This is a genomic window from Rothia sp. HMSC064F07 (assembly GCF_001837265.1).
Classification (GTDB): domain Bacteria; phylum Actinomycetota; class Actinomycetes; order Actinomycetales; family Micrococcaceae; genus Rothia; species Rothia mucilaginosa.
Window position 1 is genome coordinate 1 of the sequence record NZ_KV831918.1, and the last position, 25,616, is coordinate 25,616.

A 25,616-nucleotide genomic window follows, 5' to 3' on the forward strand; every position below is an offset into this window, starting at 1 on the left:
TACAGATGCCGAAATGGGTCTGCAACCCGAAATAGGGTGAAGTAGGGCACAAATATGGATCTTTAGGTTCAATCTGACCTGAACAGGGCACTAAAACCCCTAGTCAACGCAGGGTAAGCCCTTCAAAATTTCTTCAAAAAAAGTTTAAAAAGCATCATAAGAGGCCCAAAAGCCCCTAAAACTCCCCCCGAAACATCAGATAAAGACAGGAAGAAACACATAGAAAGGGAGGGCACCCCCTCACGGGGGCGCCCTCCCTCTTCACAGTCAGTCTCTACTTTGCTGCAGCACGACGACGGGACACATCGTACAGAGTGATGCCCACAGCCATTGCCGCGTTCAAAGACTCCATCGCCGAATCAATCGGAATCGACACAATCTGATCGCAGTTCTCAGTCACCAGGCGGGACAGACCCTTACCCTCAGAACCAACCACCACGCACAGCGGCTCATTCGCAAGCTCCAGAGCCGGCAACTCAATATCGCCACCGCCATCCAGGCCAATCACGAAAATACCCTGTTCCTTAGCCTGCTGAATCACACGAGTCAGGTTAGTCGCCATCGCAACGGGAATACGAGCAGCCGCACCGGCACTAGTCTTCCACGCACCAGCAGTCACAGCAGCCGAACGACGCTCAGGAATAATCACGCCATCACCGCTGAACGCGGACACACTACGAATAATCGCACCCAGGTTACGCGGATCAGTAATACCGTCCAGCGCAACAAACAGCGGCGGAGTCGACAGCTTACCCGAGTGCCAACGCTCCATAGTATCCAGCACCAGGTCAGTAGCATCCGGGTACTTGTACGGAGGAATCTGCATCGCCACACCCTGGTGCACCGCACCATCAGTCAGGCGATCCAGCTCGCTACGCGGAATCTCCAGCATCGGGATATTGCGCTTATTCGCAATAGTCATAATCTCGCGGACGCGGTCATCCACCTCAATGCGGCTCATAATGTACAGGTGCTTCGAGGGAATCTCAGTACGCAGAGCCTCCAGCACCGCGTTACGACCAGTGACCAGCTCATCGCTAGCACGCTTACCGCCCAGACGAGTCTGGAACTTACGGTTCGTACCGGTTGCAGCACGGCGCTCAGCCGCGCGCTTCATCTTATACGCCTTGTGATAAACGCGGTCCTCAGCCTTCGGAGTAGGGCCCTTACCCTCAAGCGCCTTACGGCCGTGACCGCCGGTGCCCTTAGTAGCACCCTTCTTCTTGCTGGTAGCGCCCGGGCGCGAACCTGCCTTAGCCATTCTTCTCTTCCTTCGTCAAAGTTTTGAATACGAGTCTACGCGAGAGAACCCGCGCGACCTAAGCCTTGCGCACAAACGCGGGGCACATCACCCTCTAGCCGACACTCCAAGTCGAACCATTCGCGCCGTCCTTCACCTGCACACCAGCAGACGCCAACAAGTCGCGCATCGCATCAGCCTTCGCCCAATCCTTCTGAGCACGAGCATCCGCACGCTCCGCCAACACAGCCTGAATCAGCGCATCCAGAGCCTCATGCTCAGCACCCGAAGTGCCCTCAGCATTAAAGCTCATCAGCTGCGCCAGGCCCAGAACCTCAGCCATAGCCATCACAGCATTCGCCGCCTCCGAAGCATCCTCACCGGCAGCAAGCGCCGCATTACCGGCACGAGTCTGCTCATGCAGAACCGCCAGAGCACGCGGAATATTCACGTCATCATCCATAGCCTCTGCAAAAGCCTCCGGAACCTCACGACCCGGCTTCAGCACATCCTGAGTTGCAGCAAGGAACGCCTCAACACGCTCAATAGCGGTTGCCGCCTCCTGCAGAGACGACGGACGGTAATCAAGAATCGAACGATAATGCGCACTACCCAGGTAATAACGAACCACCAGCGGACGGGCCATCTGCAGCATCTGCGCCGGCGAAATCGTATTACCGATAGACTTCGACATCTTCTCACCCTCATAGGTGACCATGCCGTTATGCATCCAGAAATTCGCGAAATCATCGCCAGCTGCAGTCGACTGCGCCAGCTCATTCTCATGGTGCGGGAAACGCAAATCCAAACCGCCACCGTGAATATCGAAACGCGAACCCAAATACTTACCAGCCATCGCCGAGCACTCCAGGTGCCAGCCCGGACGGCCGCGACCCCACGGAGACTCCCACGAAGCAGTCAGCGGCTCACCCTCCTTATAGCCCTTCCACAGGGCAAAATCGCGAGGGTCACGCTTACCGCGCGGATCAGCATCCGCAGAATCCTGCATATCCTCAACGCTCTGATTCGTCAGCGCACCATACTTATCCCACGAACGCACATCAAAATACACGTCACCAGAATCATCCAGTGCAGGATACGCGTGGCCACGATCAATCAGACGCTGAATCAGAGCAAACATCTCCGGAATATGACCGGTCGCGCGCGGCTCATACGTCGGCGGGTCAATACCCAACGCCGCATACGCCTGAGCAAAAACCTTCTCAAAACGGTACGCGAGCGCCCACCACTGCTCATTCGGGAACTCACCCTCAAAACCGGGCTCCATAGAATCAGCAGACTTCGCCAAAATCTTGTCATCAATATCAGTGACATTGCGGACCGTCGTCACCTTCAAGCCACGGTAACGCATCCAACGGCTCAACTGGTCAAAAACCAACGCCGAACGGATATGGCCCAGGTGCGGTTCACCCTGCACCGTAGCACCGCAATAATAGATACGCGCCTCACCGGGCACGACGGGCTCAAACTCGCGAATAGTCGCGGAAGCTGAATCATAAAAACGCATAGTCACACTCTCATTCTACGGGGTCGGCTCAGACGCCGGGTCGGTAAATCAGCGATAGGTTACAGAATGGCTCAAGCAACTAAGCACCTACAAACGCGGATACACCAGCGCCGTCGCAATAGCAGCCACACCCTCGCCGCGGCCCGTCAACCCCAGACCATCAGTAGTCGTCGCAATCACCGTCACCGGAGCACCCGCCGCCTCGCTCAGCACACGGTTCGCCTCATCACGGCGCGGAGAGAACTTCGGGCGGTTACCCACCAGCTGAACACTCACATTACCAATCTCAAAACCAGCAGCACGCACAATCGCCGCAGCCTCAGAAAGAATACGAACACCAGAAGCGCCCTTCATATCCGGGCGGTCCACACCAAAATTAGAGCCCAAATCCCCCGTGCCGGAGGCGGCAAAAAGAGCATCCGCGGCAGCATGAGCCACCACATCACCATCAGAATGGCCGCTCAAACCACGCTCACCCGGCCAATGCAGACCAGCAATATACAGGGGAGTGCCCTCTTCGCCAAAAGCGTGGACATCAACACCGGTACCAACACGAGGAATAACAGTCATCACAGGACCCTTCAATCGATCAAACATCTTCTCAGCAGCAATGCCTCGGCAAAAGAGGCATTAGGCGGCAAGGTTAGGTAGCAGAATCACCAAACAGCGCGCGAGCAACCCGCAAATCCATCGGAGTCGTCACCTTAAACGCATCCGCAGCACCGGCAACCGTCAATACCGGCTCGCCCGCAGCCTCCATCGCCATCGCATCATCAGTGAGCAGCTCAGCCTCCTCAGCAGGCAGGGAACGGCTACGCTCATGTGCCGCCAACAGGGCAGCCACCTCAAAACCCTGAGGAGTCTGCACCGCACGCATCTGCGCACGCGAAGGAGTACCCGTCACCAAACCAGCAGAATCCACAGTCTTCACCGTATCCACCACCGGCAACACAGGAATCACCGCACGCACAACACCCTGCGGGCTCGCAGAACCCAAACCCTCAAGCACGCGGTGATACACCTGCGGCGGAGTAAAAGCACGAGCGCAATCATGAATCAGCACATAATCCACCGGAACCTGCGCATCCTTCAAAGCATCCAACGCCGCAACCACCGAAGCAGTACGCGTATCACCACCGGCAGTAATCAACGCACCGGCACGGCGGGCATCCTCCAAAAGCTCCGGGCAACTCGCCGAACAATCAGCAGGAACAGTCACCACCACATGCTCAGCAACACCCGAAGCGAGCGCACCCTCCAACGCATAATCCAGCAGGGTACGACCATGCACACGCACAGCGGCCTTCGGGATCGGCTCACCCAGGCGAGTACCCGAACCAGCCGCCAAAACAATCACAGCAGTATTCGCCGCAGAAGCAGAACTCATCAGTCTCAAGCCCGCCTACGCCTCGAACTTATAGCCCAAGCCGCGAACCGTCACCACATACTGCGGGGCAGAAGAATCCGGCTCAATCTTCGAACGCAGACGCTTAATATGCACATCCAGGGTCTTCGTATCACCCACATAGTCGGCGCCCCACACACGCTCAATCAGCTGGCCACGAGTCATCACACGACCCACATTGCGCAGCAGAATCTCCAGGAGCTCAAACTCCTTCAGCGGCATAGAAATCTCTTCACCATTAACCGTCACCACATGGCGGTCAATATCCATACGCACCGGGCCGCCCTGCAGCACCGACTCAGTAGCAGAATCAGTCTCCGCCGAACGACGACGCAACACCGCGCGGATACGAGCAATCAGCTCACGCGCAGAATACGGCTTCGTCACATAGTCATCAGCGCCCAGCTCCAGACACAGCACCTTATCCAGCTCAGAGTCCTTAGCGGTCAACATGATAATCGGGACCGAAGACACCTCACGCAGCTTACGGCACACCTCCATACCGGACATGCCCGGAAGCATCACATCCAGAAGCACCAAATCCGCGCCCTCGCGGTCAAACACCGGCAGAGCGTCCAGACCGTTGTCCACAACAATCGTCTGGAAACCCTCACGACCCAGCAAAAACGCAAGGGGATCCGAGAGGGCCTCTTCGTCCTCAACAATCAGAATTTTAGACATCAATAACTTCCTTCGATTCCATAAAACCTATACCGCTAACACTACACTGCGGCCGGAGGCTCATTCAGCGGCAACGCCAACGTAAACGTCGAACCTTCCTGCGGCATCGACCGAACCGTCACGCTACCACCGTGCTGAGTCATCACATGCTTCACAATGCTCAAGCCCAAACCAGTGCCGCCCGTCTGACGCGAACGAGCCGGATCAACCCGGTAAAAACGCTCAAAAATACGCTTCTGCTCGTCCTCCGGAATACCCACGCCCTGATCAGCAACCTCAACCAGCAGCTGATCAGCCACACGGTGCACCCAAATATCCACCTTCGTATGCTCCGGCGAATAACGCACCGCGTTCTCCACCAGGTTCTGCACAGCAATACCGAGCAGCTCGGCGTCACCGTACACCTCGGGCACCTCCTCGATGCGGGTAGAAATCTGAATGTCCTTCTCCTCCGCCACAATATGCGAACGGTCCACCGCATCAGTAACCAAAGAAGGCACCGACACCGGACCACCACGCGCAATCACATCGGTCGACTGCAGACGCGAAAGCTCAATAATGTCACGCACCAGCGCAGACAGGCGGCGCGTCTCCTTATAAAGACGCCCCACAAAATACTCAATCGCCTCCGGGTCATCACTCGCCTGCTCAATAGCCTCAGCCAACAGACTCACCGCACCCACCGGAGTCTTCAACTCATGCGACACATTCGCCACAAAATCATTACGCATACGCTGCACACGAGAAATCTCAGTGCGGTCATCCGCGAGCACCAAAATGTACTCGTCCCCCAGCGAAGCAACACGCACATCCAAGACCAGCGCCTCACCCTCACCGCGGTCAATCTCAAAAGTACGCTCCGCAAAAATACCGCGATGACGCACCGTGCGAATCATATCCGCCAACTCATCAGACGCCACCGTATGACCACGCACCAGACCCATCGCGTACGCACCCGGAGAAGCCTGAACCACGCCGCCCACCTCATCAATCACCAGGTAGGCGCGACCAATCACAGCAAGTACCTGAGCGGCACCATCACGCAGCGCCGGCGCCGACACCAAACTACGCTCCTGCTCCCGCTCACTACGCGCCACCGCATTCATGCTCAGGACGCCCACCAGCAGACCTATCATGCCCGCAATAAAGGCGATCAGACCGGCATCCATGTACTTCCCTTCCATTCGGGTACCCCATAAGTATAAATGTGGCCGATACCCAGCACTCAGGCGAATGCTCTTCTTCTCAGGCACGCTCCCCGTACAGAAACCTTGCAGACAACGCAATGAGCCGCCCACCTTACCGGTGAACGGCTCATCACAATGACAGGGGTGAAACCCTGCCGGAGGTATTACTTACCCTGGTTTGCTACGGCAGCAATAGCGTCCTTAGCAGCCTCGGGGTCCAGGTACTCGCCGGGCTTGACGGGCTGGAAGTTCTCATCCAGTTCGTAGTACAGCGGAATACCGGTGGGGATGTTCAGGCCAGCAATGTCCTCGTCGGAAATGCCCTCGAGGTGCTTGACCAGCGAACGCAGGGAGTTACCGTGTGCAGCAACCAGAACGGTCTTGCCTGCTGCGAGGTCGGGCTTGATGTCCGACTCCCAGTAGGGAAGCATACGGCCCAGAACGTCCTTCAGGCACTCGGTGCGAGGAGCGTTCTCGACATCCGCGTAGCGGGGGTCGTGTGCCTGCGAGTAGGGGTCGTTGTCATCCAGCGGGGGCGGCGGAACGTCGTAGGAACGACGCCAAGTCATGAACTTCTCGTCGCCGTATTCCTCGCGAATCTCGGACTTGTTCTTACCCTGCAGAGCGCCGTAGTGACGCTCGTTCAGGCGCCAGGTGCGCTTGACAGGAATCCACAGACGGTCTGCTGCATCCAGTGCAAGGTTTGCGGTGTTGATTGCGCGACGCTGCAGGGAGGTGTGAACAACATCGGGGAGGATGTTGCGCTCTGCCAGCAGCTCGCCGCCGCGCTTAGCCTCAGCGCGGCCCTTATCGGTCAGGTTAACGTCCACCCAGCCGGTGAACAGGTTCTTCTCGTTCCACTCGGACTGGCCGTGGCGCAGGAGTACTAGTTTGTAAGTCATACCTCTATTTTTTCATTTACCCGCCGGTTTGTCATGCCTTAGAGCCTAGAAAATATGCATTCTCCCAAAAATTTATAAGGGTCTTTTCTACCAGAACGAAAGGCTCAAAAACCCCGCCAGAAATAGGGAAAAGCCCCGCACACCATCCGACCGGGACAAACCCGTCAGACAGCGCACGAGGCTTCACCATCTATCGCACAAAGCGAGCGCACAAGCTAACGCTAGAAACGGCGGCGACCCACCGAAGGCCACACACCAGCCAAGAACACACAGCTAATCACAGCAGCAATCAGCTGAAGAATCAGTACAGTATTACCGCCGCCAGTCACCGCAGCAAAAACGCTAAACAGCGACACCGCAGCAGAACCACCGGTCAAAGCCAGCCACGTGTTCTTCGGGCGCTTACCGGCAAAATCGTACGCGTTCGCCGGAGACATCCACGCACGCACAAAAGCCAGCACACCAACCACAGCGCCGGCAACAGCCAGTAGCACATCGATAAGAGTGGTCACATAGATGACCAACAGAATAGGAGACATAGTATTCCTTAGAATCAGCAGCTTCTCTAGACAACCCTAGCAAAGTGCCTAGCGGACAACCTTAAAGGCCTCAACCAAGTCATTGTAAAGGTCATCCACGTTCTCAATACCTACCGACAGGCGCAGCAGGGATTCGGGAATCGAATCCGGCTCGTTACCGTGGCGACGACGACGCTCCACGAGAGACTCCACGCCGCCCAGAGAGGTTGCCGGGGTCCACAGCTTCAACGCCTCCACGACGTTACGGGCACCAGCCGCATCGGTATCCAGGGTGACGCACAAAATCGCACCGAAACCGTCCATCTGCTTCTTCGCAACCTCGTGGCCGCGGTCGCTCTCCAGACCCGGGTAACGCACCTCAGTCACGAAGGGGTGCTCGCTCAGACGCTCCGCCAGCACCTGTGCGTTCTGCACAGCACGTTCCACGCGCAGTGCCAGGGTGCGCAGGCCGCGCAGACCAAGCCATGCCTCCACGGGGCCGGGGATTGCGCCGTTGGTGATGCGGTGGTGCAGCATCGCCTTGTACAGTTCCTCATTCGAGGTGAGGGTCATGCCCAGCAGAACATCAGAGTGACCCGCCAGGAACTTCGTTGCAGAGTGAACCACAACGTCAGCACCCAAATCCAGGGGACGCTGCAGAATCGGGGTCGCGAAGGTGTTGTCCACCGCGGTCACAATGCCCAGGCGGCGAGCAGCAGAAAGCAGGGCAGGCAGGTCAGCGACCTCAAGCATCGGGTTCGTGGGGCTTTCCAGCCACGCCAGGACCTTCGGTGCCGAGTAGTTCACGTTCTCGGGAGTCACGCCGGCGCGGGATGCGGCATCCTCCATAGCGACGATAACGCTCTCGGTGTCTTCAATGTCCACACGAACGAGCTCAATGATGCCGCGGCGTTCCAAATCCTTGCACAGGGTCACCGATGCCATGTATGCGTGCTTCGGAATCAGCACAATGGAACCAACCGGCACCAGGTCGATGACGGCAGCAACGGCAGCCATGCCGGAGGGGAACAGCAGACCCGGCTGGGTAGCGTTCTCCAGCTTGGCAACAACCTCTTCCATGCCCTCCCAAGTGGGGTTCGAGAAGCGGGCGTACACGCGGTCCTGCTCAATGTTCACGGCGTCCACGCCGCGGTAGGTGGAAGAAAGAACAATCGGAGGGTTCACCGGCGCGTCATGCTCGTGTGCCGGGCGGCCGCCAGAGACGACGAAAGTCTCTGCGGAGTAATTCATGTCGTGGTTATCTGCACTCATGTCTTTAAGCCTGGCACACCCGCGCCCAGAACGCACGCCCGCACGGGTGACGGTACGCAGGATTTACATGTTTTTTACCTTGATACGCGCTCAATCCCACGCGGAGGTATCACCAAAACCGCACCGGTGCTGCTAAGAGACCCGGTACCCTTAAAGGTGATGGATACTCTCAGCTACACCCCCGATGCACAGAATCTTCCCGACGACCCGACCGGTCGCCGCGGGCTTTTTATCGTGGTCGAAGGAGGCGACGGCGCCGGCAAAACCACCCAGCTCGCCCTGCTGAATGAAGCACTCAGCGCCCGCGGATACCGTGTCATCACCACCCGCGAACCCGGCGGCACCGAGATCGGCGAGAAGCTGCGAGCCCTCGTCCTGGAAGCAGGTCAGGGCACCATTGACGACCGCACCGAGGCGCTAATCTTTGCGGCATCCCGCGCGGCTCACGCCTCCCAGCTGATTCGCCCGGCGCTCGCTGAGGGCGCCATCGTGCTCAGTGACCGCTATATTGATTCTTCCGCCGCGTACCAGGGTGTTGGCCGTGATCTGGGTATTGAAACCATCGTCGATTTGAGCCGCTGGGCTACCGCCGATCTGGTACCCGATGCAACCCTATTGCTGAGCGTGCCGCTGAGCGCCGAGCAGGAACGCATGGACCAGCGCGGCACCGTCGACCGTATTGAGGCTGAAGGCGCCGCGTTCAAGGCACGTATCCACGGTGCCTTCGAGCAGATTGCCCGCGAGGACGCTAACGGTTCACACCGCCTTATTGATGGTGTGGGAACGATTGAGCAGGTACACGCGCGCGTGCTCGAGGTGATTGAGCCTCTACTTGCCGCTCGCGAGCTGGTCCGCACCGGTAAGGAGGACTCATGAGCCTCTGGGATACCCTGCTGATTCCCGCCGATAAGCTCCAGCAACTACACACGGATGCCGCCGCCGCCCGCCCCACGCACGCTTGGCTTTTCACGGGCGCGACCGGTGCGCCTCACCGTGAGGCTGCAAAAATTTTCGCTGCCGCGCTACTGTGCGAGCAGCCCGACCCGCAGAACCGCGGATGCGGCCAGTGCAAGGGCTGCGTGACCGTCATGAACGGTTCGCACGCAGATTTTACGCACTTTAGTACCGAGGCGACGTACATCAGCATTGATGAGGCGCGCGAGCTGGTCATGAAGGCTCAGGACCGCCCGACCGTGGGTCGCTGGCGCGTGATTCTGGTGGAGGACACCGAGCGCATGCCGGAGCGTACCTCCAATGTGTTGTTGAAGGCGATTGAGGAGCCGCCGCCGCATACGATTTGGTTGTTGACGGCGCCCTCCCCCACCGATGTGCTGGTGACGATTCGTTCGCGGTGCCGTCCGGTGCAGTTGCCGGTTCCTACCGATGCGCAGGTGCACGAGTATTTGTTGGCGCACGGTGTGGTGGATCCTTTGGCGCAGCGTGCGGCGCGTCTGGCTCTGGGTGATGCGCAGGAGGGGTACCGTTTGGCGACCGATGAGCAGGCGATGGCTCGTCGGGAATTGATTACCTCCCTGATTCTGAATGTTCGTTCTATTTCTTCGGCTTTCAACGCAGCAGAGAAGCTCACCGACCTTGCCGACCAGGACGCACAGGCTGTCTCTGCTCTCAAGGATGAGCAGGAACGCCAGGAGCTTCTGGCTCTGCTGGGTATTCGCGAGGGTGAGCGTGTTTCTCCGTCCTTGCGAGCGCAGGTTCGCCGCCTGGAGGAGCAACAGAAGCGCCGCGCTAAGCGTGTTTCCTCCGATACGCTGTTGCGTTCTGTGGCTCAGGTTCAGACGGTTCTGCGTGATGCGTTGACGGTGGCTCTGTCTGCGCAGGCTCCGCTGGTCAATGAGCATTTGCGAGAGCCTCTGGAGGCGTTCTGCACCCGCCGTTCCGCCCAGCAACTGCTGGAGGATGTGCAGGCGGTCGAGCTGACTCTGCGTCGCCTGAAGACAAATGCGAATGCGCGTCTGGCGCTTGAGGCGTTGATGAGCCGCTTCGTGTACTAGAAACGCTCGAACAAGCGTCTTTGGATCTTCAATACAACACAAAATGGGGAGGCACCGAAGAGATGATCTTCGGTTCCTCCCCATTTCTATTGGTTCGCAGTGCCCTTAGAGGTTAGTTGCGGAAACCGTGAACCGGCGACGGAATACGACCGCAGCGGGCGATGAACGCCTCCGCGCTGGGGGTGTGGGTGGGCATGACGGGTGCTCGACCGAGCAGGCCGCCGAACTCAACCATGTCGCCTACGCCCAGACCAACCGCCGGGATGACGCGGACCGCGGTGGTCTTGTGGTTCATCACACCGATTGCTGCTTCGTCGGCAATCATTGCTGCGAGGGTGGCGGCGGGGGTATCGCCGGGAACCGCGACCATGTCCAGACCCACCGAGCAGATGGCGGTCATCGCTTCAAGCTTGTCGAGGCTGATGTGTCCGGCGGCTGCGGATTCAATCATGCCGATGTCCTCAGAGATCGGGATGAAGGACCCGGAGAGGCCACCGACGTTCGAGCACGCCATGAGGCCGCCCTTCTTCACCGCGTCGTTGAGCAACGCGAGGGCCGCAACAGTGCCGTGGGTACCGACGGTTTCCAGACCCATCTCTTCGAGGATGTGTGCGACCGAGTCGCCAATCTCTGCGGTGGGTGCCAGAGAGAGGTCGATAATGTTGAACTGCACGCCAAGGCGTTCAGCGGCGAGGGTACCGACCAGTTGACCGACGCGGGTAATCTTGAAGGCTGCCTTCTTGATTTCTTCGGCGCAGGTGTCAAAGGATTCGCCGCGGACCTTCAGCAGGGCGCGGTGTACCACGCCGGGGCCAGAGACACCTACGGAGATGGTGGTGTCTGCCTCCTGCACGCCGTGGAATGCGCCCGCCATGAAGGGGTTGTCGCTGACGGCGTTCGCGAAGACGACGAGCTTGGCGCAGCCGAAGCCGTGTGCGTCCGCGGTCAGGTCTGCGGTGGCGCGGATGGTTTCACCCATGAGCTTGACGGCGCTCATGTTAATGCCGGCGCGGGAAGATCCAATGTCTACGGAGGAGCAGACCACATCGGTTTCTGCGAGCGCTCGCGGGATGGAGCGAATCAGCTTTTCATCGGCGGGGGTCATGCCCTTGTCGACGAGAGCGCTGAAGCCACCGACGAAGTTCACGCCGACTGCCTTAGCAGCTGCGTCGAGGGTGCGGGCGAACTCCACGTAGTCCTCATCGTTGGAGGCGCCTGCCACCAGTGCGATGGGGGTGACGGCGATGCGCTTGTTGACAATCGGGATGCCGAGTTCGGCTTCGATACCTTCGCAAACGCTGACGAGGTTTGCCGCGCGGCTGGTGATCTTGTCGTAAATCTTGCGGCGGGCTACCTCGCCGTCGGAGTCGGCGCAGTCGAGCAGGGAGATGCCCATGGTGACGGTGCGAATGTCGAGCTTCTGCTCCTCGATCATTCGGATGGTTTCAAGAATATTGTCATTCATCATGGTGGCCACCTAGATGGTGTGCATTGCCTTGAAGATGGATTCTGCCTGGATGCGAATCTGGACCTTCTGTTCGTGTTCGACACCAACCATGGCTTCCTGCAGGTCGATGAGGTTCTGCTGCTCTTCGTCGAAGGAGCAGTGCATAATCATGGTGAAGTATTCGCCCATGATGGTCTGGGAGACGTCGAGGACGTTGACCTTGCGCTCGGCGAGGGTTGCGGTCACGGCGGCAATAATGCCTTCGTGGTCGATGCCTGTGACGGTGAGGATGATCTTCACGGTGTTCTCCTAGTGGTTTGGGGCTGCGCACCCAATGAAGAGGTGCATAAAGGCACAGGTACACGCATATTTATAAGAGCAATTATAGGTTACCCAGAACACACTGTGCAGGGTAGACACAAAAATATCCCCTGCATCCCATATTCGGGGCATAAAAAATCCACGTCTCCCCCGGCCTGAATAGATACAGGGAAGAACGTGGATTCTTTATTATGTGCCAGTCTTGAAGTATCTTTCGACACTCCTTATATCTGGCTAGTTATAACTGTCTAGAAGTTTTAGTTATCGAGGATTATTTCCTAAACATAAGAAGCGATGTACAGCTCGCCATTACCGCTCAGAGTTGCCGCCGAGGGCTCACCCACGTGCAGTACCGACTCGGTGGCGCCCAGAACGAACTCTTCGGTGCCGTTGCCATCTGCTGCGTGAATAGTGATTTTGCCGGATACGCTCAGCGCGGCGCTAATGCCCTCGAAGGTGTATTCCTGCGGCTTGCCCTCTTCAACGCGGATGCGGGTCACGCTCATGCGCTCGTCCCACATGGCGTAGGTGCCGACGGGTGCATTCTCGGGGGTGGGACGCTGAATAACGGGTGCATCCTGGCCCTCGCCGAGCACCTTGATGAGCTCCTCGGTGTCGATGTGCTTTGCGGTCAGGCCCGCGCGCATCACGTTATCGGATGGGTTCATCAGCTCAATGGCGGTACCGGAGACGTAGGCGTGCACCTGACCGTCGGGGGTGAAGGCGGATTCGCCCGGTGCCAGGTGAACCAGGTTCATGACGAAGGCGACGAGCAGACCGCGGTCACCGGGGTACTTGCCGGCAACGATCTGCACGAGCTCAGCTGCGTCAGCGATGCGTGCGTTGTCGGAGCCGGTCAGCTGTGCCGCCGCCTCAACGAGCTGCTCAACAGCCGCGGTGGCGGTCTCTTCGGGCATGCGAATAATCTCAGTCAGCAGCTGCTTGGGGGTTAGCTCCACACGCTCTGCCAGCCAGTCCGCTTTGAACGCCTCGGCAAGTTCTGCCAGCTGCTCGGAGGTGCGCACACCGGTGAGCACGCGCATCTGGGTCAGGGCGATGACGGTTTCAGGCTTGGAGTAGCGGTCCTTGTAGTTGCGGTGCGGCGCGTCAATCGCGATGCCGCGTGCCTGCTCATCCTCGAAGCCGGCAATAGCCTGCTCGGGGGTGGGGTGCACCTGAATGGACAGCGGCGCATCAATCGCAAGAATCTTAAAGAGGAAGGGGAACCAGTCGGAGGTACGGTCCGGGCGCAGGAAACGGGAGGGGTTCTCCACAATCAGCTCGTTGAGCGGGGATTCAGTGCCATCAACGGTGGCACGGGAAGGTGCAGCCGGATGCGCGCCAACCCACACCTCAGCCTCAGGCTGTTCGGTGGGGACAGGCACGCCACGCATGCGTCCGAGAATTTCGCGGGAGCCCCACGCATAATTCTGAATCTGGTTTTTTAGGGAAAAAATCTCACCCATGGGGGAAAATACCTCTCGACGTGAGTTGTTTGAAGCAAGTGACGTGATAAAAAACCCATACATTCAGCAGAATTTATAAGGTTTTACCTGCCCATTATAGAGGCTAATTACACTTCTTTACCGCTAAAATAAAAGGCGTGACTACTATTAATCTACATGACTCATTCAAAGCGTACGACGTGCGTGGCATTGTCGGCGAGACCATTACCGCAGAGACTGTTCGTGCCACTGGCGCGGCTTTCGTAGATATTCTGGGCCTGGAGGGCCAGACCATCCTGGTCGGTGGCGACATGCGCCCCTCCTCCCCCGAATTCATGGATGCATTCGCCCAGGGTGCAACCGCTCGCGGTGCAAATGTTGAGAAGATCGGCCTGATCTCCACTGACGTTCTGTACTTCGCATGTGGCGTTGAGAACGCTGCCGGTGTTACCTTCACCGCTAGCCACAACCCCGCAGAGTACAACGGCATGAAGATGGCTAAGGCTGGCGCTGTTCCCCTGTCTTCCGAGTCCGGTCTGTTCGATATTCGCGATCTGGCTCAGAAGTACCTGGATTCGGGCGAGATTCCTTCGGTGGAGAAGGTCGGCACCGTTTCTGAGAAGGACATTCTCAAGCCTTACGCAGAGTACCTGCGCAAGCTGGTTGATCTGTCTTCCATCCGCCCCCTGAAGGTTGTTGTTGACGCTGGTAACGGCATGGGTGGTATGACCACTCCCGCTGTTCTGGGCGACACCATCCTGCCGGGCCTGCCCCTGGAAATTGTTCCCCTGTACTTCGAGCTGGACGGTACCTTCCCGAACCACCCGGCTAACCCGCTGGAGCCGGCTAACCTGGTTGACCTGCAGAAGGCTGTTGTTGAGCACGGTGCCGACATTGGTCTGGCATTCGACGGCGACGCTGACCGCTGCTTCGTCATCGACGAGAAGGGCGAGCCCGTTACTCCTTCGGCTGTGACCGCTCTGGTTGCTGAGCGCGAGATTGCTCGTGCGAAGGCTGAGGGCAATGAAGAGCCCGTCATCATTTACAACCTGATTACTTCGAAGGCTGTTCCTGAGCTGGTTGAGAAGCTGGGCGGCCGCGCAGTGAAGACCCGCGTGGGCCACTCCTTCATCAAGGCTGTCATGGCTGAGGAGAACGGCGTTTTCGGTGGCGAGCACTCCGCTCACTACTACTTCAAGGACTTCTTCAACGCAGACACCGGCATGCTCGCTGCAATGCACGTGCTGGCTGCTCTGGGTGGCGGCGACAAGCCCCTCTCCGAGATCAGCGCGAAGTACTCCCCGTACGTTGCTTCCGGTGAGATTAACTCCGAGCTGGAAGACAAGGCTGCAGCTGTGGACCGCGTTCGTGCACACTACGCTAACGCTCCCGTGGTTGTTGAGGACTCTGACGGCACCACCTTCACCAACACCGAAGAGGGTTGGTGGGTTAACCTGCGTCCTTCGAACACCGAGCCTTTCCTGCGCCTGAACCTTGAGGCACCGGATGTTGCGACTATGGAGCGCGTCCGTGACGAGGTTCTGGCTCTGGTTCGCCAGGGCTAAGCGCTAGCTAGCTACTAAAAAGTCCCGCCCCGCAGATTCGTCTGCGGGGCGGGACTTTTTAGTTTGAGTTCTAAAAACCCGGCTAGGTTCTTCTGTCTAAGAGGAGAACCTAGCCGGGTTTAAGGAACCTAGCGGACGAGCCGGCTTACGGGGTTTTTACGCTTCGCGAGCCTGGTCGTGGAGCATCCACTGGTCGGGGCCGAAGATCTCGTAGTTGATGTTCTTGCCGGGGACGCCTGCCTCCACCAGTGCGGAGCGTACGCCCTGCATGAAGGGCAGCGGGCCGCAGAGGTAAACGTTAGCGTCGGAGGGCACGTCCAGCTTGGACACGTCGACACGGCCGGCGAAGTCGCCGCCCTCACCCTCGATGAACGAGATGAGGCGTGCGTTGGGCAGCTTGTTGACGAGCTCGGTGAGCTCTTCGCGCAGGGGCCAGGTGTCCAGGCTACGGTCCGCGTGAACTACGGTTACGGGGCGCTGGGAGCCCTTCTCAATCAGCTCGGAGAGGAAGCTGAGCATGGGGGTGGTGCCGATACCTGCGGAGAAGAGGTACAGGGGTGCCTCGGGGTTGCCGAAGCCTTCCAGGGTCAGGTCACCGTAGGGGTTGGAGATCTCGACGATGTCGCCGATCTTCAGTTCGTGCAGGATGGAGGTCATCTCGCCGTTGGGGTCGAGCTTCACACCGATGCGGCGCTGGTTCTTTTCGCTGGGCAGCAGGGTGTACTGGCGTGCCTGGCGCAGACCGTCACGTGCGGGAACTACGATGGAGATGTACTGGCCGCCCTTGGACTCGGTCATGGGGGTTTCGTCGGCGGGCTCGAAGGTCAGCACGACGACGTTCTCGCCGGTCTCCTTGCGGTCAACGAGCTTGAAGGGCGCGAACATGACGTCGTTTGCCTGGGAAGCGTACAGGCCCTTCTCCAGCTTGATGAGGGCGTTGCCCATGAGCCAGTAGACCTCGGTCCATGCCTCAACGATTTCGGGGGTTGCCAGATCGCCGAGGTTAGCGGCGATTGCCTCGAAGAGGTACTTGTAGACGGTGGGGTACTCTTCTTCCTTCAGGCCCAGGGAGGCGTGCTTGTGAGCAACGCGGGAGAGGACTTCGTCGGGGTAGGAGTCCGGGTGCTCAACGATGTAGGAAGCGAACACAGCGATGGAGCCTGCAAGTGCGCGGGGCTGGGTGCCTTCGAGCTGGGAGGAGCGGGAGAACATGCCGTCCATCAGGTCGGGGCGAGCGGCGAACATTCGACGGTAGAAGTCGGGGGTGATGTCGTTGATGCGCTCAGCAATGATGGGCAGCGTTGCCTCAATAATGGGGCGGGACTTCTCGGAGAGCATGTCTTGCCTTCTTCCTGTGTGGTCACCTGGTCGTTGTGATGATGCCCTTGATATGTGTGATGCTGGGGCGTTCACTCGGACAGCTCAGTTGGTGACGAAGTGTTTATAAAGCACCCTTACCGTAGCATTTTGCGGGGTGCTTGCGCTGTGTGCAGGTCATGCTCTGAGGGTTATTTGGCACTGTGGATGCGACTTATGGTTCACCCTGACTCAAAGATAGAGTTGCGCGTCACACTATATATTTTCAGCCGCACTTCTACAATCGGCGAGTGACCAGCCTGGAAACATGTATAAAAATACCGGAGTGAAAATATATTTACCCAGGAAAGTATGCAGTGTGGTGCAAAAATGAATATGGTCACATTTTCTGCATTTGAAAAGCAAATTTGCAATATTCTGCATTTACTGCACAAATTTTAGATTCAACCGAACACTGCTCGCTGTACGTCAAGAGGTAAAAAGACCCTCCCAAAAGGACCCCGCAAGCACACCGCACACAGCAATCCACCCCCATACCGGCAGATAAAGCGCCATAAAAAATAGGGTGGAGCCTCCTATTAGAAAGCTCCACACATACTAAAAAGTTATCGGGTCAACGATTTAGCGCACAGTCAGCGCATTCTCCGGAGGCGCGAAGCCTAGCTCCACAAATACCGGACCAACAGGGCGCGCACCAGCGGTCAACTCGCTAATGATGACCGAATCAACCGATGCGTAGAACGCCTCACGAGCCTTCGCCAAAACATTGCGCAGGCGGCAGAACTTATCGAGGGGACAGTGACCGTTCTCATCCTCGCACTCAATCATGGGGATATCGCCCTCAGTAGCACGAAGAACAGTGCCGACGGTCGCAGAGCGGCCCGCATCCGAGAGCATAACGCCGCCGGAACGACCGCGGGTCGAATCCAAATAACCCATGTTCACGAGGAAGGCCACAGCCTTCGCCACATGGTTGTAGGGGGTATCCACTCCCTCAGCAATCTTCTGGGTAGAAAGCTTCTGACCGGGCTCCAGGGCAGACAGGAGCATCAGAACGCGGAGCGAGACATCCGAGAATGCTGTCAAACGCATGGATACTCCTTCTATCTTTCTCGTGATACCGCCGCTTCTACATCAACGGCAACAAATGCTCCGAACCAGCCAAGGCACAGAGCGCTCAAAATCTTACATTGGCATTGTATCGGTGCAGTGAGAGTGCAAGAAATCAGGATTACCCACTATCGTATTCTCGCCACCCTCCCAATGTCTTTAGAGTATTTCTCAAGAACAAGTAGACTGCATAGCCTTACACTCATAGCTCCAAGAGAAACTCGGCGGTTCCCATCTGACGGGGATTCAAAACCTTCCCATAAAAGGAAGGAAGGAGCGGAACCTCACAGTGAGATTCCACCCCTTCCAAACGCTCAACCATACGGCTCAGCGAAGAGTTTTAGTTCCTTCGAAGGATTAGTCCTCCAGGGCCTTTGCCAGAGCATCGCGCTGCTCGCGAACCTCGGCGGGAAGCTTGTCGCCGAACTTAGCCAGCCACTCGTCGATGCCGGGCAGCTCAGCAGCCCACTCGTCCTTCGAGACAGCCAGAGCAGCCTTCAGCTCCTCCTCGGAGATCTCCAGACCGGTCAGGTCCAGGTCTTCCTTGGCGGGAACGGTGCCCAGGAAGGTCTCCTCGCCGCCAGCCTTGCCGTCCAGGCGGTCGAAGATCCACTTCACAACGCGAGAGTTCTCGCCGAAGCCGGGCCATGCGAAGCCACCGTCGGGGGTGCGGCGGAACCAGTTGACGTAGTAGACCTTCGGCATGTTCTCAGCGCCGTGCTTCTTGCCCAGGTCAATCCAGTGCTTGAAGTAGTCACCAGCGTTGTAACCGATGAAGGGCAGCATAGCCATCGGGTCGCGGCGAATCACGCCGACGGCACCCTTAGCAGCCGCAGTGGTCTCAGAGGACAGAGTGACAGCGCGGAACACGCCCTGCTCCCAGCTCTCAGACTCAGAAACCAGCGGGATGGTGGTCTTGCGGCGACCACCCAGAACGATAGCGCTCAACGGCACACCCTCGGGGTCGTAGTACTCGGGAGCGAGCATGTCGACCTGGGATGCGGGGGTGCAGAAGCGGGAGTTCGGGTGAGCTGCCGGGCGGCCAGACTCGGGGGTCCAGTCCTTACCGGTCCAGTCAATCAGGTGAGCGGGAGCCTCGTCGGTCTTGCCCTCCCACCAGACGGAGCCGTCGTCAGTCAGTGCAACGTTGGTGAAGATGGTGTTGCCCTTAGCAATAGCCTTCATAGCATTCGGGTTGGTGGAGTAACCGGTACCCGGTGCCACACCGAACAGGCCAGCCTCGGGGTTGACCACGCGTGCCTGGTGGTTCTCGTCGAACTCAATCCATGCGATGTCGTCGCCGACCATCTCAGCCTTCCAGCCGTCGATGGTGGGCTCCATCATTGCGAAGTTGGTCTTGCCACATGCGGAGGGGAACGCTGCGGAGATGTAGCGAACCTTGCCCTCGGGGTTGGTGACCTTCAGGATGAGCATGTGCTCTGCCATCCAGCCCTCGTCGCGGCCGATGACGGATGCGATACGCAGTGCGTAGCACTTCTTACCGAGCAGTGCGTTACCGCCGTAACCGGAGCCGAAGGACCAGATTTCGCGGGTCTCGGGGAACTGGACGATGTACTTCTCGGGGTTGCAAGGCCAGGGAACATCTTCCTGACCGGGCTCCAGGGGTGCACCGACAGAGTGCAGAGCCTTGACGAAGAAGCCGTTGGTCTCGTTCAGCTTGGCAAGAACGTCCTTACCGATGGTTGCCATGATGCGCATGGAGCAGACAACGTATGCGGAGTCGCTGAGCTCAACAGCAATCTTGGGGTTCTTAGCCTTCAGGGAGCCCATGACGAAGGGAATGACGTACATGGTACGACCGCGCATGGAGCCCTCGAACAGACCGGTCAGGGTCTGCTTCATTTCGACGGGGTCGCGCCAGTTGTTGGTCGGGCCTGCGCCTTCTTCAGTCTCGGAGCAGATGAAGGTGCGCTCCTCGACACGTGCAACGTCGTCAGGATCGGAGAAAGCTGCGTAAGAGTTCGGGAATTCGTGATCGCTCAGGCGAACAAAGGTGCCAGCGTCGACCAGTTCCTGAGCGAGGCGGTCGTATTCTTCCTGGGTGCCATCGACCCAGTAGATGTGTGCGGGCTGGGTCAGGGCCGCAACTTCGCGAACCCAGTCCAGAAGGCCCTGGTGGGTAGTGGGTGCGCTCTGCAGCTCCTTTTCGAGCTCAGCAGAGAGAGTACGAGTTGAGGTGTCAGCCATTGACGTTTTCCCCTTCGATTGGTGGCCCGGATACTACGTTGATCCGGATAGGTCTGCGGTAACAAAGAAGCAGTTAAACACTACAAGCGTGCAAATAATGGTAAATATGCACGCTTGGACAGTCTCCACTTCCTCGTGATGCTTACAGAATAACGCATTAATGGTCTGCAGAGCTTTCTATGACGCCATTTCTTACGTTCTGCGCATCACATTCTTAGAGTACGAGAGGATTTCTGTAAAGGATTTTTAGGGCGCACGGCGGAATCCTTCGGGGATTTCAGGGACCTGCAGCGCCAGTTTTGGGTCGGAACAAAAATATTTTGAAAAAATTTTGCGAGCACAAAAACCCCGGAATCATGCGGTAAAACGGGGTGCTTTCGATCCCTGCGGAGGGGATTTTGGGTAAATTTCGAGTTTTTCGGCTTGCACACATCCAAGGACATCCGTATAGTAGTACCTGTTGCCGCGACGGGTTGAAGAAATCCGAAGCGAGGAACATGCGCCTGTAGCTCAACGGATAGAGCATCTGACTACGGATCAGAAGGTTGGGGGTTCGAATCCCTTCGGGCGCACCAACAATCCCCGGTTCTTCGGAACCGGGGATTTTTTGTATCCCCATAAATCAGAAAATGCCCCGCCGAAAGCGCCGGACCCAGCACAGGCGACCACGCACACGGCAGACGTTATCTAGAAACTACGACGTATAGAAGCTACAGCACGCAGTGATACCTGTATAAAGGTGGAGCAAGGACGCTCCACCGACTAACGCCGCGCCCAAAAGTGCGCCTCAACCTGTGAATCCACAGATTTACGCTCCCAGATGACGTGCTCCGGGGCACACCCGCCAAAAAAACGCCTAGGATGGAAAGAAGACCCTCCACACATAGGCTGGAGAGCATACAACGCGAAGGAGCACTATGGCACAGCTATCCATTCCGCAGTCCCTGATAGGTGCGCTCATCGATATAGCCGACCTGGGAACACTCGACTACTTCCCGCCCACCGAACGATGCGCCCACTGGTCCCTCTACGACGCGCAGCGCCAGGAGATCCTCTGCCCCTGCGCACCCGCCACCAACACCACCGCGGAGAAGCTCTTTGAGGCCGCGGCGAAGATTCTCTACGAGAATTTCCCCCGATATATCGACTCTCCCGAGGAAATCATTCCTTATACTTCCCGTCAGGAACTCGTTGCCGCCCTACGCCGCGGTGAGGAAGAGCCTGTTGATGAGGAACAGGGCGAGTTGCAAGAGCAGTCAGCTGAAAATACTGTAGAGCCTACGGCTGATGTTGAAACTAGCCCCGCCAAACCTGCAGTAGTTGAGGGTACGGAAGTGAGTGCTTCTGTTGCGCCCAAGCCTGCAGCCCCGAAGCCCGCGCCTTCCCCCGCGCTCTTTGCCGCCCGCGCGGCACAGGCACCCGCCCCGGCTCCCGCCCCGGCTCCCGCATCGGCTCCCAGCGTGCCGGAAGAAGCGCCCGTGGAGGCACCCGCAGAGGCGACTACAGAAGAGACGGTTCCGACGCCCACCACGGTTGCTCCCGTAGCGCCCAAGCCCGCTGTGCCGAAACCTGCAGCACCCAAGCCCGCTGTGCCGAAGCCTGCGGCCCCGACTCCCGGTGCTCCCTCCCCCGGTATGTTCCGCAAGTCCACGCTAACCTACCGACCGCCGCGCATCGAAGAGTACCTGGAGGGTCTGCGTGCCCGCCAACAAGCTGCCGAAGCCGCAGAAGCTACCCATACGGCAGTATCTAGCGAGCAGGCACCTGTTGAAGAGTCGCCCGTACTCAGCCAGTCCCTACCGGGCGCACCCGCAACTCCCAAGCCGAGCGCGCCGAAGCCCGCTGCGCTGAAACCCGTTGCACCGGAACCGGGTGCACCGATGCCTGCCGCACCCACCCCGAGCACTCCGGCAGCAGAACCGGTAGCCGCCGTACCTCGCGCCATTACCGCCGAGGACCGCGAACGCAGCTACCGTCTGCGCCCGAGCCTACGCGCCCGCCTCGAACGAGAAAATATCAGCGAAGAGCTCGTGCGCACCATCCTGCGTGAAGGCGCGGCAGAACGCCTCAACGACTGGACGATTCGCTTCACCCACGACGACTACCGAGTGGACGTAAACACCGCCTCCGCCGAAGTTATCACCGTCATTGACGAATACGACGCCGAATACAACGAAGCGGTACAGGCATCCCTGGCTCAGGGCGAATACACCTCGCTCAACGCCTTGGAGCTCGAATTCAGCGAGCGCGCCCGGACCTTCCTGAAGAAGAACCCGCCGTTCGTTTTCGACCTGATGCTTCAGGCACTGAGCAGCCCCGAGAGCGTGCGCATGGCTGAAGGCTGGACCCGCATCTACGCGGCGCAGGGTCTGGAAATTGCGGTTTCGCCCGATGAGCGGACCGTTCTTGCCCTGGCGAAGACCCCGGATTTCCATGTTCTGCACGCGGAGAACCTGCGCAAGGCACAGCTCGAAGAGCTCAGCAACACCCTGGCGAAACAGGCAGAAGATAAGGCAGCCCAGGCAGAAAACACCACCGAGGAGGAGAAATAATGTCCGCTAAGCAGATCACTATTCCTCTCGAGGTGTACGTTCGTCTGCAGGAGCTTGCCTCCCTCGCCGCCTATAGCTACCGCGATGAGCAGGGCTCCGAAGAGAACACTGCAAGCGATAAGCCGTGGGATTTGCTCTCCAAGGATGGCGCCTCCCTACTCGATGAGAACGGCGCGCTCAAGCCCGAAGCGGCAGAGCTCTACTTCACCCTCCTACCGCTCATTGCCCAGGAATTCATGGAGCAGCAGCAGGCACTCGTGGACGCATACCGTCAGGCGCCCAAGCCCGCCGCCGCACGCGCCAAGATTCGCCCCTCCAATCAGCGCCTCATTCCGCTGACCGAGGTGCCGCTGGAGAACCAGCGTATTGCCGCGCGCATCGAGAAGGAATTCTACGGTGACGTGCCGCCGCGCCGCCGCATCTACGGCGTGCTCCCCGGCGTCATGGATTACATGATGCGCCACGGGCTCACCTACGAGCTGCTGCTGGACATCATCGAATCCCCTGTAAGCACGGTGGTTCAAGAAAGCGCGCAGGAGAACCGTTACGGCCGCGAAGTCACCCTCTACACGCATGAAGAGGAAGGCTACCAGGTGGTGCTCAACCCCCTGACCGCCGAAGTTCTCGCGCTACGCCCGCTGCAGGCTCTCGCTGGAGGCTACCAGCTCTCCCCCGATGCTCAGGCACAGCTGAAGGCGCTCGGCCTGACCGGCGAGTACATTGCCCGCATCCTGGATGAGGCCGAGGACCGCCGCCCGATTCCCGGCAGTAGCCGCACCGTGTACTCGCTCAACGGCTACCAGGTGGAGTTCTCGCACTCCGACCAGCAGGTAATCCGTATTAGCCGCGGCACCGCGCCCAGCCGCAACCCCTTCGAGTCGCAGCCGAGGATGAGCGGCACAAAGAGGCAGCGCGGCCGCAAGATCCCGCACGATGTGGATGCGTTCGTGCAGCTGTTGCAGGAGCACGGCTTCACCATCACCATGGGCGGTAAGCACTACGATATTCGCCACGAGAAGCTGGCTCCGGGTCAGAAGGCGGTCACCTCGGTGACTCCGTCGGATTCGCAGCGTTGGCACCTGAACTCGGCACGCCAAATCCGCAATACCTTCGGTATCGACCTGCGCTACGCCGATCCGCGCGATAGTGTACGCGGTATTGTGCGCGGCCCCGGAGGAAGCGTCCAGAACGCCGATAACCACAGCGCAGAAAAGCAGGACACCGAGAAGACTGCGGAGAAGGAATCAAAGTAGGTCTTCGTCACCGTTAAAGCGCCCCTGCGTGCCGGTTCTTTATACTGCCCCCAGCATGTCTTTGCATCTGGGGGCAGTATTCGTTGGCGCTGATATCCCGCATTGTCAGGGCAATACGCGGTAGACTGGGGGCAATACATACATGCTATTCAGCATAAAAATTAATATGCGTTCCCGTGATATGCGTGACGGTAGGGTTGGGGATGCGCCACAAAGTACGGTGATTAACAGCCCCTACCTCTACAATAGAAACGCATCACTACAGAAGAAGGAGAACGCATGGGCGTAACGATTAAGGTCACTGACGAAGCAGGCGTAAACTACGACATTCAGTGGGAAGACCACCACACCCTCCTGGAAACCCTCCAGGCTAACGGTGTGCCGGTCCTCGCAACCTGCGGTGGTAACGCATCCTGCGCTACCTGCCACGGCTTCATCGACCCCGAGCACTTCGAAGCTTCCGGTGAGCGCACCGAAGCTGAGCAGGACCTGCTCGACATGGTCGATGACGTCGCCAACGAGTACTCCCGCCTGTGCTGCCAGGTCGAGTACGCCCCCGGTATGGACGGAGCAGAAATCCAAATGCAGGCGGCGATGTAATCATGTTTAAATCGGCTCAGGTACTCGCATCAACCACCCTCCTCTGCGGCGTGCTAGCGCTCAGCGGATGCGGCGCGTCCCAGGCCGGTCAGGAAGCTGAAGGCACCTCGGCGCAGCCGAGTGCTTCGGCTTCGGTCAAGCCCGGCACGATTCGAGTAGCTTCTGACGGGGCTACCTCTTCGGTGACCCCGGGCTCTATTACCGTGGTGAACTCTCCCGATGCGGAGAACCACGGCTCTTCCTCTGAGCACTCCGAGTCTTCTTCCCATGCTGAGACTCACGAGTCGAAGCAGAACTCGGACTCTCACTCTTCTGGGTCCTCCCACGAGGGTTCCGAGCAGAACAAGTCAGACGACTCTGCAGATTCTCAGCAGGATTCCCAGAAGAGCTCAAACTCGTCTTCACAGTCGGGTTCTCATTCGTCGAACGGATCCTCCCATTCTTCGGAGTCTTCACGTTCGTCGAGCTCATCGAATTCGTCAAACTCGTCGAATTCCTCGGATCGTTCTTCGAACTCCTCCAACAACACTGCTGAAGGCCCCGGCCAGTGCGATCTGGACGACCTGAACATTTCGGTGTCCATTGGAGATGGCTCCCCCGGCGCCCGAAACTACACCCTGTACTTCCAGAATTCTTCGGATTCTTCCTGCACCCTGCGCGGCTACCCGCGCGTGGTGCATGCGGGTCCTTCGGGCACCTGGATCGGTCGTGAGGCTTCCACCTCTGATGAGTACATGAACTCTGCGGGCGTGACCCTCAACCCCGGCGATAGCACCACCGCGGTGTTGCGTTCGGTGTACCCGGCACGCTTCGGTGACGCATGTGGTAGCCGCCCGGTTCAGGGCTTCCTGGTGGGTCTTCCCTCCGGTTCCGGTGGCGTGATTGTTCCGCTGGATACGACCGCGTGTTCCTCGTCTGTTCCGCAGCTGTCGGTGGGTCAGTTTGGTGCCCGCTAACGCGGCATTTCAGGGTTAAGAAACCGGCGCGTATAACGCACATATAGTTCAAGGGCGGTTCCCCGTGATGGGGAACCGCCCTTGAGCTGTCTATAAG

The 25,616-nt window shown here is 58.5% G+C and carries 22 protein-coding genes and 1 tRNA gene; 8 read left to right on the forward strand and 15 right to left on the reverse strand.

What is annotated here, in order from left to right; translation table 11 throughout:
• Positions 1–274 precede the first annotated feature (274 nt).
• The 9 genes from rlmB to HMPREF2712_RS00055 form a co-directional block, all read right to left on the reverse strand.
• Positions 275–1,261, reverse strand: a complete 987-nt coding sequence (rlmB, locus tag HMPREF2712_RS00015; protein WP_070818945.1) for a 23S rRNA (guanosine(2251)-2'-O)-methyltransferase RlmB — start codon at positions 1,259–1,261, stop codon at positions 275–277.
• 94 nt (positions 1,262–1,355) lie between these two features.
• On the reverse strand, positions 1,356–2,774 hold the full coding sequence (cysS, locus tag HMPREF2712_RS00020) for a cysteine--tRNA ligase (protein ID WP_070818946.1): 1,419 nt from the start codon (positions 2,772–2,774) through the stop codon (positions 1,356–1,358).
• Between the two features lie 81 nt (positions 2,775–2,855).
• On the reverse strand, positions 2,856–3,338 hold the full coding sequence (ispF, locus tag HMPREF2712_RS00025) for a 2-C-methyl-D-erythritol 2,4-cyclodiphosphate synthase (RefSeq protein ID WP_005507148.1): 483 nt from the start codon (positions 3,336–3,338) through the stop codon (positions 2,856–2,858).
• A gap of 73 nt (positions 3,339–3,411) precedes the next feature.
• The gene (gene ispD / locus HMPREF2712_RS00030) at positions 3,412–4,155 is read right to left on the reverse strand and encodes a 2-C-methyl-D-erythritol 4-phosphate cytidylyltransferase (RefSeq protein ID WP_070818947.1); all 744 of its coding nucleotides are present in this window, start codon (positions 4,153–4,155) and stop codon (positions 3,412–3,414) included.
• A gap of 15 nt (positions 4,156–4,170) precedes the next feature.
• Positions 4,171–4,854: a response regulator transcription factor gene (locus tag HMPREF2712_RS00035; RefSeq protein ID WP_070818948.1), complete on the reverse strand. Its 684-nt coding sequence runs from the start codon at positions 4,852–4,854 to the stop codon at positions 4,171–4,173.
• A 41-nt stretch (positions 4,855–4,895) separates the two neighbouring features.
• Positions 4,896–6,038 carry a sensor histidine kinase gene (locus tag HMPREF2712_RS00040; RefSeq protein WP_246828639.1) on the reverse strand — a complete coding sequence of 381 codons (1,143 nt, stop codon included), beginning with the start codon at positions 6,036–6,038 and terminating at the stop codon, positions 4,896–4,898.
• Between the two features lie 167 nt (positions 6,039–6,205).
• Positions 6,206–6,943 (reverse strand): phosphoglyceromutase, encoded by a 738-nt coding sequence (locus HMPREF2712_RS00045; protein ID WP_005507152.1) that lies wholly within the window; start codon positions 6,941–6,943, stop codon positions 6,206–6,208.
• A gap of 221 nt (positions 6,944–7,164) precedes the next feature.
• Positions 7,165–7,482 carry a DUF2516 family protein gene (locus tag HMPREF2712_RS00050; RefSeq protein WP_005509299.1) on the reverse strand — a complete coding sequence of 106 codons (318 nt, stop codon included), beginning with the start codon at positions 7,480–7,482 and terminating at the stop codon, positions 7,165–7,167.
• A gap of 48 nt (positions 7,483–7,530) precedes the next feature.
• The gene (locus HMPREF2712_RS00055; RefSeq protein ID WP_070615670.1) at positions 7,531–8,733 is read right to left on the reverse strand and encodes a trans-sulfuration enzyme family protein; all 1,203 of its coding nucleotides are present in this window, start codon (positions 8,731–8,733) and stop codon (positions 7,531–7,533) included.
• A gap of 159 nt (positions 8,734–8,892) precedes the next feature.
• On the opposite strand from HMPREF2712_RS00055, the gene tmk reads away from it, so the two are divergent.
• Both tmk and HMPREF2712_RS00065 read left to right on the forward strand, forming a co-directional pair.
• Positions 8,893–9,609: a dTMP kinase gene (gene tmk, locus HMPREF2712_RS00060; protein ID WP_083309141.1), complete on the forward strand. Its 717-nt coding sequence runs from the start codon at positions 8,893–8,895 to the stop codon at positions 9,607–9,609.
• On the forward strand, positions 9,606–10,745 hold the full coding sequence (locus tag HMPREF2712_RS00065; RefSeq protein ID WP_070615667.1) for a DNA polymerase III subunit delta': 1,140 nt from the start codon (positions 9,606–9,608) through the stop codon (positions 10,743–10,745). The genes tmk and HMPREF2712_RS00065 overlap by 4 nt, the downstream gene beginning before the upstream one ends.
• Positions 10,746–10,857: 112 nt before the next feature.
• Here HMPREF2712_RS00065 and HMPREF2712_RS00070 read toward each other — a convergent pair whose 3' ends face one another.
• From HMPREF2712_RS00070 to manA, 3 genes are all read right to left on the reverse strand, one after another.
• Entirely contained in the window at positions 10,858–12,213 is a 1,356-nt protein-coding gene (locus tag HMPREF2712_RS00070; protein WP_049357748.1) for a PFL family protein, read from the reverse strand.
• Between the two features lie 9 nt (positions 12,214–12,222).
• Entirely contained in the window at positions 12,223–12,492 is a 270-nt protein-coding gene (locus HMPREF2712_RS00075) for an ACT domain-containing protein (RefSeq protein WP_012904166.1), read from the reverse strand.
• A 299-nt stretch (positions 12,493–12,791) separates the two neighbouring features.
• Positions 12,792–13,979, reverse strand: a complete 1,188-nt coding sequence (gene manA / locus HMPREF2712_RS00080) for a mannose-6-phosphate isomerase, class I (RefSeq protein ID WP_070615664.1) — start codon at positions 13,977–13,979, stop codon at positions 12,792–12,794.
• 137 nt (positions 13,980–14,116) lie between these two features.
• Here manA and HMPREF2712_RS00085 point away from each other — a divergent pair, with 137 nt between their 5' ends.
• On the forward strand, positions 14,117–15,523 hold the full coding sequence (locus HMPREF2712_RS00085; protein WP_049357755.1) for a phosphomannomutase/phosphoglucomutase: 1,407 nt from the start codon (positions 14,117–14,119) through the stop codon (positions 15,521–15,523).
• Between the two features lie 156 nt (positions 15,524–15,679).
• Here the strand turns inward: HMPREF2712_RS00085 and HMPREF2712_RS00090 are convergent, their stop codons facing one another.
• From HMPREF2712_RS00090 to HMPREF2712_RS00100, 3 genes are all read right to left on the reverse strand, one after another.
• Positions 15,680–16,861, reverse strand: coding sequence for an FAD-binding oxidoreductase (locus tag HMPREF2712_RS00090; RefSeq protein WP_070818950.1), 1,182 nt, complete (start codon positions 16,859–16,861; stop codon positions 15,680–15,682).
• 600 nt (positions 16,862–17,461) lie between these two features.
• Positions 17,462–17,932 (reverse strand): RrF2 family transcriptional regulator, encoded by a 471-nt coding sequence (locus HMPREF2712_RS00095; RefSeq protein WP_005509289.1) that lies wholly within the window; start codon positions 17,930–17,932, stop codon positions 17,462–17,464.
• 375 nt (positions 17,933–18,307) lie between these two features.
• Positions 18,308–20,158, reverse strand: coding sequence for a phosphoenolpyruvate carboxykinase (GTP) (locus tag HMPREF2712_RS00100; RefSeq protein WP_070615657.1), 1,851 nt, complete (start codon positions 20,156–20,158; stop codon positions 18,308–18,310).
• Between the two features lie 499 nt (positions 20,159–20,657).
• Between HMPREF2712_RS00100 and HMPREF2712_RS00105 the strand changes: the two genes are divergently transcribed.
• From HMPREF2712_RS00105 to HMPREF2712_RS00125, 5 genes are all read left to right on the forward strand, one after another.
• Positions 20,658–20,733, forward strand: a tRNA-Arg gene (locus HMPREF2712_RS00105).
• Between the two features lie 342 nt (positions 20,734–21,075).
• Positions 21,076–22,710 (forward strand): DNA repair protein, encoded by a 1,635-nt coding sequence (locus HMPREF2712_RS00110; RefSeq protein ID WP_070615653.1) that lies wholly within the window; start codon positions 21,076–21,078, stop codon positions 22,708–22,710.
• A complete protein-coding gene (locus HMPREF2712_RS00115; RefSeq protein ID WP_070615651.1) occupies positions 22,710–23,963 on the forward strand; it encodes a cell wall biosynthesis glycosyltransferase in 1,254 nt (417 codons plus the stop codon). The genes HMPREF2712_RS00110 and HMPREF2712_RS00115 overlap by 1 nt, the downstream gene beginning before the upstream one ends.
• A 279-nt stretch (positions 23,964–24,242) precedes the next feature.
• Complete coding sequence (locus HMPREF2712_RS00120; protein ID WP_005509285.1) at positions 24,243–24,563, forward strand: 2Fe-2S iron-sulfur cluster-binding protein; 321 nt, start codon at positions 24,243–24,245, stop codon at positions 24,561–24,563.
• Between the two features lie 2 nt (positions 24,564–24,565).
• Positions 24,566–25,519: a DUF4232 domain-containing protein gene (locus HMPREF2712_RS00125; protein ID WP_070615646.1), complete on the forward strand. Its 954-nt coding sequence runs from the start codon at positions 24,566–24,568 to the stop codon at positions 25,517–25,519.
• Positions 25,520–25,616: the final 97 nt, after the last annotated feature.